This is a genomic window from Limnovirga soli (assembly GCF_013106755.1).
Lineage (GTDB): Bacteria > Bacteroidota > Bacteroidia > Chitinophagales > Chitinophagaceae > Limnovirga > Limnovirga soli.
In genome coordinates, this window is record NZ_WHPF01000008.1 from 108,771 (window position 1) to 123,532 (window position 14,762).

Annotated in this window: 8 protein-coding genes; 3 read left to right on the top strand and 5 right to left on the bottom strand. The window is 39.8% G+C overall.

The features are described from left to right. Nucleotides 1–10: 10 nt before the first annotated feature. Nucleotides 11–2,704, bottom strand: coding sequence for an alpha-L-rhamnosidase-related protein (locus GD597_RS12580; protein ID WP_171608220.1), 2,694 nt, complete (start codon nt 2,702–2,704; stop codon nt 11–13). Between the two features lie 292 nt (nt 2,705–2,996). Between GD597_RS12580 and GD597_RS12585 the strand changes: the two genes are divergently transcribed. Further along, complete coding sequence (locus GD597_RS12585; protein ID WP_171608221.1) at nt 2,997–5,165, top strand: outer membrane protein assembly factor BamB family protein; 2,169 nt, start codon at nt 2,997–2,999, stop codon at nt 5,163–5,165. A gap of 78 nt (nt 5,166–5,243) precedes the next feature. Here the strand turns inward: GD597_RS12585 and GD597_RS12590 are convergent, their stop codons facing one another. Both GD597_RS12590 and GD597_RS12595 read right to left on the bottom strand, forming a co-directional pair. After that, nucleotides 5,244–6,098 carry an MBL fold metallo-hydrolase gene (locus GD597_RS12590; protein ID WP_171608222.1) on the bottom strand — a complete coding sequence of 285 codons (855 nt, stop codon included), beginning with the start codon at nt 6,096–6,098 and terminating at the stop codon, nt 5,244–5,246. Nucleotides 6,099–6,100: 2 nt separating this feature from the next. Then, nucleotides 6,101–7,129: a cobalamin-independent methionine synthase II family protein gene (locus GD597_RS12595; RefSeq protein WP_171608223.1), complete on the bottom strand. Its 1,029-nt coding sequence runs from the start codon at nt 7,127–7,129 to the stop codon at nt 6,101–6,103. A gap of 307 nt (nt 7,130–7,436) precedes the next feature. Between GD597_RS12595 and GD597_RS12600 the strand changes: the two genes are divergently transcribed. After that, nucleotides 7,437–10,763: a ligand-binding sensor domain-containing protein gene (locus GD597_RS12600; protein ID WP_171608224.1), complete on the top strand. Its 3,327-nt coding sequence runs from the start codon at nt 7,437–7,439 to the stop codon at nt 10,761–10,763. A 41-nt stretch (nt 10,764–10,804) separates the two neighbouring features. On the opposite strand, the gene GD597_RS12605 is transcribed toward GD597_RS12600, so the two are convergent. Next, nucleotides 10,805–12,283 carry a tagaturonate reductase gene (locus GD597_RS12605; RefSeq protein ID WP_171608225.1) on the bottom strand — a complete coding sequence of 493 codons (1,479 nt, stop codon included), beginning with the start codon at nt 12,281–12,283 and terminating at the stop codon, nt 10,805–10,807. A 374-nt stretch (nt 12,284–12,657) separates the two neighbouring features. Between GD597_RS12605 and GD597_RS12610 the strand changes: the two genes are divergently transcribed. Continuing rightward, entirely contained in the window at nt 12,658–13,821 is a 1,164-nt protein-coding gene (locus GD597_RS12610) for a DUF1624 domain-containing protein (protein ID WP_171608226.1), read from the top strand. Between the two features lie 171 nt (nt 13,822–13,992). On the opposite strand, the gene GD597_RS12615 is transcribed toward GD597_RS12610, so the two are convergent. Continuing rightward, the gene (locus tag GD597_RS12615; RefSeq protein WP_171608227.1) at nt 13,993–14,634 is read right to left on the bottom strand and encodes a hypothetical protein; all 642 of its coding nucleotides are present in this window, start codon (nt 14,632–14,634) and stop codon (nt 13,993–13,995) included. Nucleotides 14,635–14,762: the final 128 nt, after the last annotated feature.

Below are 14,762 nucleotides of genomic sequence, written 5' to 3' on the forward strand. Positions count from 1 at the left end.
TTGTATTGATTTATGGTAAGGCAATCATTCGCATAGCATCAATCATGGCCTGATTAATGGCCAGGTTCATATTGTCGTTTGCTTCTGTAAAGTGCAGCCCAATTTGGTGACTGCCCGCAGTGAGGTATAGTTTTACCGCATTGCTATATCCCCAGTTACTCCATTCGTTGGTACCACGTTGTGGGAAAACCACAGCAGCTTTATTTGCGCCATCTAACAATACTGTTCTAATAGCACATTTGTTTTCGGTATTGGTTGGTCCATTGCCATTGGCATAACGAAAATCAATGGTATACCAAGCCGATTTTGCCACCATTACAGGGATATTGATGTTAGGGTTAATGGTATTGTTTATTTCTATAAACCCTGTTCCATTAAAACCTTTATAGTTGTAGTTGGCGGCTGGTGCAAATTCTTCAGCCTGATAAATGGTGGTAACAGCATCTGCATACATTGCCAAAGGCTCGCTGGCAAATGAAGCCATATTGTTTTTATCAATGGCTATTACCTGGTAATAAGCTGTCTTGCTTTTTGGGGGCGCAAATTGGGTTTTTGTAGTTTGCAATATGGTTTTTCCATTTTGTATTATCTGGTATAGTACTGCATTAGCTATGGGTTGCCATTGTAAGTTGCTATTGTTAATAGTAACAATGGGCGTAGCTGGGGTAAATACTACCGGAACATTATTTAGTTTTTTGGGAGTTATCATCTTATTTGCTAACTGTATTACAATGCTATGCTCACCTGTAATATTGGCTGGTAGTATGGGTGTAGACTGGGGCTTGCCATCAACAGTAATACGCTGAATGATATTGCCAAAGCCATTCATTTCTATGTTTAAAACAGCACTCCTGTAAGTGAAATTGGTAAGGGTTCTTTTACCATCAAATACTTTTGGTACAAATGGTTGAAAGGTGATACCATTGGTGTTAAATCGAATGCCAAAAAGTAGTTTTTGTACCAAACTAATATTGCCGGACAAACTCCATAACATATTGCTTGAGTTGATTTGAGTTCCGGAGAAATCGCCATTGGAGGCTACAAAATTTTCTTTATTGGTTAAGAACATGGCAGCAGGCCTGTATATATCACCAATGCTTTTTAATACGGCTGTTTCGTTGCCCGCTTTTGCAGCGGCCCACATCCAATAGGTTTGTACAAATGGCCATACAGCATTATTATGATAGGGTGGAATGCCAGGTATTTGCGGGTAAATACAAGGTATACCAAAATTGGTAACCGGTGTATTGGCTATAATTTGCTGTTGTTGCGTAGGGCTGGCAATATCCCATAAAACGCATAGCGCTTCGCCCAGTGCTTCTGAACGGGGAGAAATTATTTTATGATTACGCCCATATAAGTATTGGGCATAATAACCTTTCTCAGGCATCCATAAATAGGTATTGATAGCTTTTTTTATATTGGCTGCTATAGCATAATGTTTAGTAGCAACTACAGGCTCGTTTACAATAGAAGCCATTTGTGCTAATACCATGTTTGCGCGGTAATGTACGGCATTGGTACCCAAGCATTCGCTTTCAAAAATATCGGCAGGCTGCATCCATTTTGGGTAGGTTTGTTCGCGCCAATCTAAAAAGGAGGATTCGCCTTTTACCAGACCGGTAAAAGCATCATAGGCAATCTGCTCATCATCTTCAATAGAATTTTTAATAATCAGGTAGGCTTGTTTAAGCCAGTCTTCATCACCGGTAGCAGTATATATTTCCCAGGCGGCTGCGGCCCATATCATACGGTCGGTAGAGCAAGGGTAGGCGCCACCGGTACCTGTATCCTGAATGATGCAATTTTTCTTATTCACCTTGCGAAGCAGGCTGTTTATAGCAACTCTAGGTTGCAGGTGCGCCATTGCTAAAATAATGCTGTAACTAACATCTCTTGTCCAAACACCAGCCCATTCCTTTCCTGTTCTAAAAGTGCTGTCGGGCTCAATGGCTTTGGTCATTTCTTCCAGCGATAGGTTGTATAAAGCATCTGCAATTGGAAAAGTGGAACTGTATTGCGGAAAGGCGCTGGTATTTTTTGTTAATTGCCATTGCGCCTCGGTTTGTTTTTCGTCTGCACTGGTATTTAACAGTAAAGTAGTTTCGTAAATATGCTGGCCGGTATTATCTTTTAATTGTAGTTGGGGGTGGTTTACCAGATTGTCAAAATCCCATATTAAAGGGGCCGTATTGCCTGCTACATATACACCTTTAAAATCCTCCTTATATAATTTATTGCCATTAAAAGTGGTATAATAACCCTGTTGATTAAAGGCAGTAAAAACCTCGTTTAAATCTACCCTTATGGTAAGGGAAGTATTGGGTGCCAGATAAGTATTGTCAGCCTTATTGGTGCTGGCTTTTAGCTGCTTGCCAAAGCTGATAACCGGAGTAGTATAATTACCGTTTTGTCCGCTACAAATAAAATGATGATCGGTGCCGGAGAGCATTTCATTATCCTTGCCGTTAATGCTGAATTTAAATATGATTTCGGGGCTTTTAAATTGATTGGCCGGGCTTTTATAATTTGATATAATACTGGTAGCAGAAAGCACTTTGGCTGTAAAATTACCTTGCACAACACTATCGCTATACAGGCTATATTCTTTGGTAACCAATAATGGTTTTTGCTGGGCTTTCACTTGTGATACAGGTAATAGATTGATGATGGCAATGCAACAGATGATATAACTATGTTTCATTTGAAGCGGATTTAAAAATACTGAAAAGCGGTATAGATTTCACTTGTAAAAGTACTTACTAAAATGCATTATTGTTTGGTGTTCTATGGCTGAAAAGTGTTATGGAGTACAAGAGTGCGACGCAAGAATGATGAGATAATAATACAACAGCCGGGATTATAATTATAAACTACAACAGTGGTTTACTTTTAAGGAGTAAACAGTTAATTAGGGTTGTGCTATTGTTTAATTTCATAATTTAGAAAAGTATAAAGTTTGCATTACACTTCTTTAGTCATTTTAAAACTGTTGTATGAGATTGCCTGCCATTATAGTTATTGCATGTTTGTATGTTGGTTGTACCATTTCCGGCGAAAAAGATAATTATGCCAACTGGGGTGTATATGGAGGCAATAAAGAAAATAACCGCTATTCTTCTTTAACACAAATTGATACGGGGAACGTAGCCCTTTTACAACCTGCATGGGTGTATCATACCGGCGATGCAGACAGCAATTTGACACAGATACAGGTAAACCCGATTATTGTTGATGAGATATTATACGGGGTGTCGCCCAAATTAAAATTATTTGCTTTGGATGCTGCCAGTGGAAAAGAAAAATGGGTATTTGATCCTGTGGCGTTTTTATCAACCGATGTAAAAATCAACGGTTATTTTATGATGAACGTTTGCCGCGGGGTAAGTTATTACACCGATGGGAAGGAGGATAAACGCCTCTTTTACTCGGCCAGCGCACAATTATTTTGTATAGATGCTGTAACCGGCAAACCCATTGCCAGCTTTGGCGATAAAGGTCATATAGATTTGCATAATGATTTAGGTTTAGATGCCAGTAACCTGTTTTTGGCGTCTACCACACCGGGTATGGTTTATAAAGACATGATTATTGTTGGTGCCCGCTTATCAGAAGATATGCCCGCCGCACCCGGCCATATACGTGCCTACGATGTACATTCAGGTAAATTAAGATGGATATTTCATACCATACCACAGCCCGGTGAGCCCGGATACGAAAGCTGGGACGACAGCACTGCCTATAACCATGTGGGTGGCGCTAATGCCTGGGCGGGTTTTAGCCTGGATGAAAAAAGAGGAATTCTTTATGCACCCATCGGCTCTGCCGTGTATGATTTTTATGGCGGCAAAAGAACCGGCACCAATTTATACGCTAATTCACTCCTGGCATTAGATGCCAATACCGGTAAAAAAATATGGCATTTTCAAACAGTGCACCACGATATTTGGGACAGGGATTTACCCACTGCACCGGCATTGGTAACCATTACCAATAACGGTAAATTAATTGATGCCGTTGCGCAGCCAACAAAAAGTGGTTTTGTTTTTTTATTCGATCGTACCAACGGTACACCGGTTTTCCCTATTGAAGAAAAGCCGGTACCCACCGTTTCTGATCTTGTGGGAGAAAAACCACATCCTACACAGCCTTTCCCTACCTGGCCTAAACCATTTGTAAGACAGTCGTTAACCACTGCCGATCTTAATACGCTGGTGCCGGATAGTTCTTACCAGGATATCAAACAAAAACTCGCAGGCTATTCCACAGGTTTTATATTTAATACGCCCTCCAAAAGGGGTACAGTTATTTTTCCAGGTTATGATGGCGGTGCCGAATGGGGCGGCCCAGCAGTAGACCCCACCACTGGCATTAAGTATGTAAATGCCAGTGAAATGCCCTGGATACTTACCATGATAGATAACAAGGATGAAACTCCTTTGCATGAAACCAATCTGGAAGCCGGTAAGCGCTTATATATGACCACCTGCATAGCCTGCCATGGGCCCGAAAGAAAAGGTGGTGGTAATTACCCTTCATTGATAGGAATTGAGAAAAAATATAATGAAGACAGTGTGCTGCAACTGCTATCCTCGGGCCGTAGAATGATGCCTGCTTTTAACCAGTTATCGCTTACTGAAAAACAGGCCATCGCTTCTTTTGTGCTGGATTTAAAAGCCAAACAATCACTTGCTTTTATTGCACCCGTACGCAAAGATGATGGTTGGAGCCATATGCCGTATACTTCTACAGGCTATAATAAATTTCTTACAAAAGAAGGCTACCCGGCCGTTATGCCACCCTGGGGTACTTTAAATGCCATCGATTTAAATACAGGTGAATTACTATGGAAAGATACACTGGGCGATTATCCTGAATTAAAAGCCAAAGGCTTGCATACAGGTACCGAAAACTATGGCGGTCCTGCAGTTACTGCTGGCGGACTGGTATTTATAGCCGCTACCCGTGATGCTAAAATAAGGGCATTTAATAAACGCACCGGCACATTGTTATGGGAGTATAGTTTGCCTGCTGCTGGTTTTGCAACGCCCTCTGTTTATGCGGTTAATGGCAAACAATACCTGGTAATTGCCTGTGGTGGAGGAAAGCTACGTCAGCCATCCGGTGATAGCTATATGGCGTTTGCCTTACCGGATAATAAGTAATTGTATTAGCCCGGCAATAGTAGTTAATGCGGCTTTACTTGCGTCGCACACTGCGGCGTTTGGTTCGGTATTCAGCTTTTAATACAATTGCTCACTGCTAAAATGTCCGCCATTTTCCATAATATAAAATGGCTGTTGAATAGCGGTGGCTTCTTTGGCAAAATCCTGTACATCGGCCGTATTAAAACTAAACATATCGTAATGGCAGGGTATTACCAGCCGGGCTCCAATGGCTTTGCCTAAAGCCGCTGCTTCAGCAACATTTAGGTTGCCGGCTACTCCTCTTGCAGGGTCGTTGCCATTTATGGGTAAAATGGCAATATCTACATTAAAGGGTTTTAATAAGGCTACCATGCCATCGAATAAAAGGGTATCTCCGCTGTGGTAAATATTCCATTGGCCAAAAGAAATAATAAAGCCCATGCATTTGCAATTACCCTTTTCATCACGTTCAATAGTATTATGTGCGGCAGGAATGCCATAAAAACTTATTTCACCAATTGTAACAGAAGAATTGTCGTTCAGTCCAATTGGATATTCCAGCGGAATTTTGGCTCTTTCTGTAACAAAATAGCGGTTAGCTTCCGGAATAATAAACTGTATACCTGGATTGTTTTGTAAAACCGGGATAATGGTTTCCGCATCCAGGTGATCTGTATGGTTATGGCTGGAACTGAGTATATCAATATTTTTTAAAAGTGCAGGGTTTACAACCCTTTCACTCATACGAATATGCGGCTTGTTGGTGGCCGCATATTTGGTGGTTAGCGAATCTGATAAATAGGGGTCTAATAACAATCGCCTGTTATTCCATTGCAATAAATAACCACTTTGCCCCAACCACCATAAATCAAAATGAGAAGTATCTGTTTTACACAGTTTGGTTTCCTGTATAAAAGCTTCGTCTTTAATGCGGGCTGCAATTAGTGGCATTATTATAAATTTTCTCTTACCATTTTAGCACCTTTTACCATATTGGCCAGTTTTTGCCTGGATGCCCAACGCGCTGTTTGGCTAAGTCCGCAATCGGGGGCAACAGCCAATTTTTCAGCAGGAATATATTGCAGGCATTGTTTAATTCGTTTTGCTACATCTTCCGGCGTTTCTATATAGTAATTCTTAACATCTACAATACCTACAGCCACATCCATTTTTTCGGCAAATACCTGCAGTAATTCAATCTCTGCAAATTCGCGGTTGGCCATTTCTATGTGTACTTCATTTACATTAAAGTCAAGGAAATCGGGTATCATTGGTTTTATACTGCGGTAGCCAACAGGGCGCCCTTTAAAGTTGCCAAAACATAAATGGGTAGATAACCTGCATTTGCCAACAATAGGCGCTACAGTGCGGTTAAAAATGTCTGTAAAGCGCTTTGTGTCCTCTTTATAGGCATAGCAACTCATAGAGGGTTCGTCAACTGTAATTTCAGTACAGCCTGCGGCAACCAATGCTTCCAGCTCTTTACTTATAATAGGCAATAATGCTTCGGTAATGGCATAGCGGTCTTTATAAGTAGCATTGGGCAATAGCCTGCCACTTAAAGTAAATGGCCCGGGAACACTGGCTTTTAAAACCGGACCTTGCGGTGCCAGTTTTTGCAAACGCTGAAATTCTTTTACTACCCCTAAGCCATTTGGCGCTGTAAGCGTATCGATAATATTGTGTTTGCCGCGTTGATCGTGGGCGGCGGGGCCAAAACGCCTGGTTTCGGTTTCGTTGGCCTGTATGCCGTTGATATAGCCGTAAAAAGACAAGTTGAAATCGAACCTTGTTTGTTCTCCATCTGTTATCACATCCAGTCCGCTTGATACCTGATCGTGGATGGCTGTAATAACGGCATCTTCTATCATTTCTTCAATGTCTGCAGCACCAAACTGTTGCAGGTGTTGGGTGGCAAATTCAAGCCAGCCGGGAAAGGGGTAACTGCCTACTACTGTTGTACGGATAGGAAATGGTTGCATGGATTGCGTTTTTAGTTTTGAAAATTAAGGTTTTATGCTGGCTTTTTGCTTGAATGTCAGCAGCTTATTTTAAAATACTTTTTGCTGCTTTGCTGAATAATGTGCTGAACGTTGCAGTGTGCGACGCAAGAGAAGCCGACGATTTAACTTTTGCCGGGCCAATAAAAAAAGGCGGGAATAGAAGGAATAAATATCTGTGTTTAACGCACTATATGTGTTAACTTTAATAGGCGCTAGCACAGCAGCAATTAAATTATTTTGTTGTTGTACCTGTATAGCATTTTACCCTGATTAAACCTTGGCCATTATGAAAAGCCAGATCTTAATATTGCTTTTGTGTATGCAAATTTTTGCATTGCATAGTTTTTGCCAGGCACCACTACAATTTAAACATATTACCACTGCCGAAGGGCTATCGCAGGGGCATGTAAGCGCTATAGTGAAAGATTATAAGGGCTTTATGTGGTTTGGTACAGATGGAGGGCTAAATAAATATGATGGATATACTTTTACCATTTTTAAACATGATCCATTAAAACCAAATTCTATTGCAGATAATATGGTGTTGGATATTTTGGAAGATACTGATAGTACTTTATGGGTGGCCACTGCAAACGGATTGGATAAGTTTAACAGAAGCAATAATAGTTTTACGCATTACCTGTATGGTAATTCGATTTTTATAAACGATATTTTTGAAGATCACCAAAAGCAATTATGGATTGCCACTAAAGGCGGCTTGTATGTTTTTAATAAAATAACAAATAGATTTACTTTATTTAAACACTATAGCCATGCAGCCAATAGTTTGGCTGATGATTATGTTTACGATATTGCTGAGGATGATACACACCATATGTGGCTTGCCACTATTAATGGATTAAATAAATATGACCCCGTAAAAAAAGCGTTTACCCTATACCATCACAATGCCAATGATAAAAATAGCATAGGATCGAACTGGATAAAAACAGTTTTTAAAGATAGAAAGGGGCGTATATGGATAGGTACACAGGGTAGTGGCGTTTCGATGTTTAATGCTGCTACCAATAATTTTACGCATTACCGTCATTATTCAAATGATAAAAACTCTATAAGTCATAATGATATTTTATGTTTTGGTGAATATGGAAACGGCGATTTATGGATTGGCACAGAAAACGGTGGTATTAATTTTTTTGATGAGCAGCACCAAAAATTTGTTTGTTATAAAAATGATGAATTTGATATTGGTAGTATTAGTAATAATTCTATTTACAGCATTTACCGCGATGATATTGGCAATATGTGGGTAGGAACATGGTCTAACGGAGTAAATTTTTTACCTGTTGTACCAGAAAAATTTGAGAAATATACCCATATAAGCGGGAAGAAAAATAGCTTGAGTAATTCCTCAGTACTTTCTATTGCCTGCGATGCGAGGAATAATTTATGGATTGGAACAGATGGAGGAGGTTTAAACAATATTGATTTTGTTAGCGGGCTGATAAGGCGTTTTACATTTAAACCGGGGAAAGAGAATGCTGTTAATGCAGACTATGTGCTTTCTGTTGTAAATATAGATGATCAGCGGCTGGGTTTAGGGTATCAGAGAGAAGGCATGGATATACTAAACACCCAAACCCGCAAAGTGGAAGCACATGTGCCTTTGTATAGCGATAAAAGCAGTGGCCAGGAATATTCTGCCAATACATTGTATAAGGACAGGAATGGAAAAATATGGATTGGCTCATGGGGCGGCGGACTTTATTGTTATGATACAAAAACAAAGCAATTGGCATGTTTTAAAAATAACACTAAGGATAAAACCTCCCTTATCAATGATTTTATTAATTGCATTTTGCAGGATAATGATGGAAATTATTGGATAGGAACCGATGTAGGGATGGATAAACTGGATGTTGATAAACAGGTGTTTATACATTATCTGCAGTCACCACAGCAGAAGGGCAGTATCAGCAATAACCTGGTGCAAAATATTTTTCAGGATACCAAAGGTCGTTTATGGATTGCTACCGGTGGCGGGCTGAACCTGTATGATTATGCTACCAATACCTTCAAAGCATTTACAGAAGCAAATGGATTGCCGGATGATATGATTGAGAGTATACTGCAGGACCAAAATGGCAATTTATGGATAAGTACAGATAATGGTATAGCTGAATTTAATCCGGAAACATCTGCTATTATAACAACATATGGCCTTGCCGATGGTTTGCAGGGCAATGAATTTAAAATGGCATCTTCTTACAGGAATGTAGATGGTGAAATGTTTTTTGGCGGTCCAAACGGATTAAATGTTTTTCACCCTGATAAAATGCCCTTTAATAATCATGTGCCTTCTGTTTATATTACCAAATTGCTTCTATATAATAAAGCAGTTGAAATTGGTGATAATGATCAAATTCTTACAAAAGATATATCAGAAACAAAAGAAATTATAGTAAGCCATTTATTAATGGATATAAGCTTTGAGTTTGCGGCACTTAATTATATTTCTCCTGAAAAAAATCAGTATGCGTATAGGTTGGAAGGCTTTGATGACAATTGGAATAATGTTGGTACCAAACGTTCTGCCACCTATACCAATCTTGATCCCGGAACTTATACATTTACGGTTAAGGGCACCAATAATGATGGTGTTTGGAATGAAAAAGGTGCTTCCATTAAAGTGATTGTTACGCCTCCCTTCTGGCAAACATGGTGGTTTATACTTCTGGCTATAGCATGGATCTGTTTATTAATTTTTGCGTTTTACCGGTTTAGAGTAAATGTAATAGAGCACCAGAAAGTACAGCTGGAACAAAAAATAAAAGAGCAAACAGCACAGCTTATTTTTCTAAATGATAATGAAAGAAAAGCAAGGCTGGAAGCAGAAAAAGCCACTCTGGAATCAGAGCGGGCAAGGCAGGAAGCCGATCTGGCAAATATTGAATTGGTTGCCAAAAATAAAGAGTTGGAACAATTTGCTTATGTGGTTTCACACGATTTACAGGAGCCCTTACGCACTACTACCAGTTTTATTCAACTACTGGAAAAACATTTTCACGGGCAAACTGATGAAACCACTTCCCGGTATCTTTATTTTATCAGAGATGCTGCCGATAGGATGAAAGTGCTGATTAAAGACCTGCTCGAGTTTTCACGAATTGGGGCCAATGCATTGCTTGGAAAAATAGATTGCAATGCCATATTGCACAATGTTTTGGTGGATATTGATGTAGCCGTAAAAGAAGCCAATGCTCAAATACATGCCGATACATTACCCGTATTATATGGCTATGCCACCGAAATAAAACTATTGCTGCAAAACCTGATTGTAAATGCGATTAAATTTAGCCGTAAAGATGTAGAACCCCGTATATACATCACGGTTGCCGAGCAAACTGATACATGGCTGTTTACAGTAAAAGACAATGGCATAGGCATAGACAATAAATTTTACGACAAAATCTTTGTTATTTTTCAGCGCCTGCATTCAAAAGGAGTTTATGAAGGCTCCGGAATAGGCCTGTCTCATTGTAAAAAAATTGTGTCTATGCACAAGGGTAAAATTTGGGTTGAGTCAACACCTGGCGAAGGCAGTACTTTTTATTTTACCATTGCCAAAAATCTGGAAGCTGCCAGTAAGTAAATTCTTTTCACCCCTGGGCTGTATAAAATTGCAGCTGTGCTTTATTGGGGCAATACAGCCATTGTTTCCATGACCTTAATAACACAATCAGTAAACCCGTTTAATTCATGCAAATTCGCACCCCACAGTTCCTTATTTGATAATACCTTATTGGCTACGGCTGAAGGTGATTTTTCCTGTTGCCAAACCTCATAAAAATAAGGGGCGGCATCATCCTGTATCAGATAGGGGTTATTGTGTAAATCGCCATAATATTTGCCATCTGTTATTGTTTGGGCTTGCATAAATTTCAGGTAAGCCGCAAAGCCATAAGCCAGGTAATCAGGCACTTTATTGTGGCGGGCATAATACTCCAGTAAAACAGGTATTACCCGCATCTTCATCTTGGCGGTATACTGCATGGTAATATTTATCCATTTATGCTCAATATAGGTATTGCTAAAACGTTCCAATACTTGTTTGCCAAATTTATTGGCCGCCTCTGCCGGTAAACTAAAGGGTATGCCATTGGCAATATCCTGAAGCATTATCTTGCTTATAAATGCAGCAAATGCGCTATCCTGCATGGCTTGTTTAACTGTGGTAAAACCATGTAAAAAAGCTGCACCGCAACTAAGTGTATGGGTGCCGTTTAGTAGCCTTAGTTTAAGTTCCTTATATTGGGTAATATCGGGGCAAATAACTACGCCTTCATGCACGGTTGCAAAAGTTAAAGCTGCCTTTATTTTTTCATCTCCCTCAATAGCCCATAATGCATAGGGCTCGCTCATTATCATCAATTCATCCGTATAACCTAATGTAGTTTCCAACTCGGTATATAATATCTTTTCGGGGCGGCCGGGCACAATACGGTCAACCAAAGAATTACAAAATGTATTCTGCTGTAAAAGCCAATCTATAAAAGCGGCATCCAATGCGTTAAACAGTGCCAGCTCCTCCAATATCAGTTTTAATTTGGTGCCATTATCTGTAATCAGTTCAGTTGGTATAATAATCATGCCGCTGGCAGCACTGCCATTAAAAGCCTTATATCTTTCCAGTAAAAAAGCGAGCAGTTTGCCGGGGAAAGAAACCGGAACCGTATCCACAATTGTTTCTTTTACAAGCTGCAAACCTACTTCCGTGGTATTCGAAATAATCAATTGCATTTCAGGATTATGTGCACAGGCAAGTATGGACTGCCATTCTGTTTTAGCCGATAGCACCCTGCTAATAGAAGCATTTACAATATTCTCTTCCACAATGGCGCCATTATGCAGGCCGCGTATAATATGTGTATACAATCCATCCTGTGTGGCAAATGCATTGGTATCGCCTGTATCAGTAGATTTTACAACTACTATTCTGCCGTTAAAAATTTGTAGGTTATTAGCGGCATTAATAAAAAAATCGGGCAAGCCGCGTAGTAAAACACCGGTGCCAAATTGCAATACTTTTTCCGGAAGTTCAAAAACGGTAGTCAATGGTAATTGAAGGTTGCCTGCAGACAAATGTGGTAAAGCAGCTGTTGAAATTTTCATATTGTAGTTAAATGGGCTAATAAATATTAAAGATAATGCGGTGTGGCTAAATTATAAACAGTTGAGGTATTTATTGCGCTGTTTTGTTATATGCCCAACAGCAATACAGGCGCTGAAGTGTGCGACGCAACTGGGTTTAATAGCATTGATATAGCTGGGCTAATAATTGTTAATACAGTAAAATAAACAAGTATTTGCCCGGCAACCAATTACCTAATCAAGCTTTACTTGCGTCGCACTCTTGTACGGTTAGATTATATATGCAGCTTTTATTGAAGCGGATATATGGATGGCCAAATTTAAATTTTGCCGCACCAACCAAACTTTATCGCCAAAACCTTTGCCATAATTCAACCGATTGCTTATTTTTAATCATGCTACAATCAAGTCAGGTTCCCCAACAATCTCACCGTTTGCAATCCATCGATTTACTAAGGGGATTGATCATGATTATTATGATGCTGGATCATGTACGTGAATTTTTTAGCTACACTCCTTATCAACCAACTGATATTACACAGGCCTCTGTAGCTTTATTTTTTACACGTTGGGTTACACATCTTTGTGCACCAACCTTTGTTTTCCTTTCCGGCATCAGTGTGTTTTTATATTTCAAAAGGGTAGATAGCCTTGCAAAAACAAGTGTGTTTTTGTTAACCCGCGGTATATGGCTAATTGTGGTAGAAATTTTTGTAATTAGTGCCATACTTACGCAAGGGTATCAGCTAACATTGCTCGAAGTAATTTGGGCAATTGGCTGTTCCATGCTACTACTGGCAGGTTTAATTTGGCTGCCCCGATGGCTGCAAATAATTCTCGCCCTTGCTATGATTATGGGGCACGATGCAGTACCGTTTGTTGGAATGATAACAAAAGATAATTTCCTGTTGGCGCTATTACATAATCCTCCATTCTTTATTCCTAGTCCTACAGTGCTTATTGCCTATACTATTGTACCCTGGGTGGGTGTAATGCTGTTGGGCTTTATAATGGGTTCCTGGTTTAATTTGGCGCCGCAACAAAGGGATAAGCAGTTATTAATCACCGGTGCCGCAGCGCTTATACTTTTTGTGGTACTGCGGTTGCTAAATGTGTATGGAGATCCATCTCTCTGGAGCAGTCAGCAGCGTGGGAGCATCTACACTTTTCTTTCTTTTTTAAATGTGTCCAAATCTCCGCCATCCCTTTTATTCCTTTCTGTAACACTTGGTATATCATGTATATTATTGGTGTTGCTAAACAAAATACCCGCAGCTATTAAACAGGTTTTTATTACTTATGGCAGGGTGCCCTTATTCTTCTTTATTGTTCATCTGGCGGTTATCAGTTTCGCCTCCCGTGTGTGGACATACATGGCATATGGCAAGGGAGTTAATCTTTCTTTTGAAGATGCCAAAAATTGGCCAGCCGCCTACGAGCCAAGTTTAATTCGTACTTATTTGCTTTGGTTGCTGCTCATTATTCTGCTCTATTTTCCTTGTAAATGGTATGGTAATTACAAAGCCGGCAGCAAGGCCTGGTGGGTATCTTATCTGTAAAATATTATAGCCAAAAAGTGCACTTTGTATTTAGCCACATGGCTTCTATTCAGCATCCTTGTGTCACTCACTTGTACGGTTGGATTATATAGGCGGCTTTTATCTAAGCGGGTTGTAGCGTTCAGCTTAAATACAAATCTTTAAGTGAAACGCTTCGAAGAAGAAACAATCTTATTGTTCTATATGCACATCCGAAATTTTCGCTTTCTCCATTACGTCAGCATTATGGGAACAAATAAAAATGCCTGCTAATATTTCATCAGGCATATTACTCATTTCATGTTCGCCAACAACAATAAAAGGGTCGCCTTCTTTCTCTGCAATACGCATGGTAAAATGCTTGCCCTTGCGCAGCAATTGTATTATAGCATATTGCTTTAGTTCAGGTGCACGAATTTCATCTTCGGGGTCCCGCATGCTCATGCCCGGTTTAACACGCCACTGCATTACAGTAAGCCCGTCACCATGTGTAACTGCACTTACATGAATGGCGGTATCTGCCAAAGACGCTCTTACCATCCAGCCCATTTTCCGGTGCGCTTCTTTGCCGGTTCCTTCAAATTCAAAATGTGCTGTAAGTGTAAAATCTCCTGTTATTTTTTTATAGGCGTACTGAAACTCATCGCGGGTAAACCATATATTATATCCGCTGCCACTTAACGTATAGGTGTTTGTTTGCTTATCATAAACAGTGGAGCCTTTTATTTTGGGGTTACCTACATCCATTTGGTTTTCGAAAATACCAATGCCAGCTTCTTTCATGGCAGCAGCAGAAAGCAAGCTGATAGCGCAGGCAATAATTAATGTTTTCATCTATCTAATATACCATTTATTATGTTAGTGGCATCAACCAATAGTATGCTGCTATTGGCGCCCATACCAATAGTGAACCATTTACAATTACAAAACTTGTATACCTTTTTTTGGGCCGAACTGTATAT

Bases quoted from the DNA above. Each gene is read 5' to 3' on its own strand.
- GD597_RS12610 (WP_171608226.1), top strand. From the start codon at position 12,658: ATGCTACAATCAAGTCAGGTTCCCCAACAATCTCACCGTTTGCAATCC.
- GD597_RS12600 (WP_171608224.1), top strand. From the start codon at position 7,437: ATGAAAAGCCAGATCTTAATATTGCTTTTGTGTATGCAAATTTTTGCA.
- GD597_RS12615 (WP_171608227.1), bottom strand. From the start codon at position 14,634: ATGAAAACATTAATTATTGCCTGCGCTATCAGCTTGCTTTCTGCTGCT.
- GD597_RS12580 (WP_171608220.1), bottom strand. From the start codon at position 2,704: ATGAAACATAGTTATATCATCTGTTGCATTGCCATCATCAATCTATTA.
- GD597_RS12605 (WP_171608225.1), bottom strand. From the start codon at position 12,283: ATGAAAATTTCAACAGCTGCTTTACCACATTTGTCTGCAGGCAACCTT.
- GD597_RS12595 (WP_171608223.1), bottom strand. From the start codon at position 7,129: ATGCAACCATTTCCTATCCGTACAACAGTAGTAGGCAGTTACCCCTTT.
- GD597_RS12585 (WP_171608221.1), top strand. From the start codon at position 2,997: ATGAGATTGCCTGCCATTATAGTTATTGCATGTTTGTATGTTGGTTGT.
- GD597_RS12590 (WP_171608222.1), bottom strand. From the start codon at position 6,098: ATGCCACTAATTGCAGCCCGCATTAAAGACGAAGCTTTTATACAGGAA.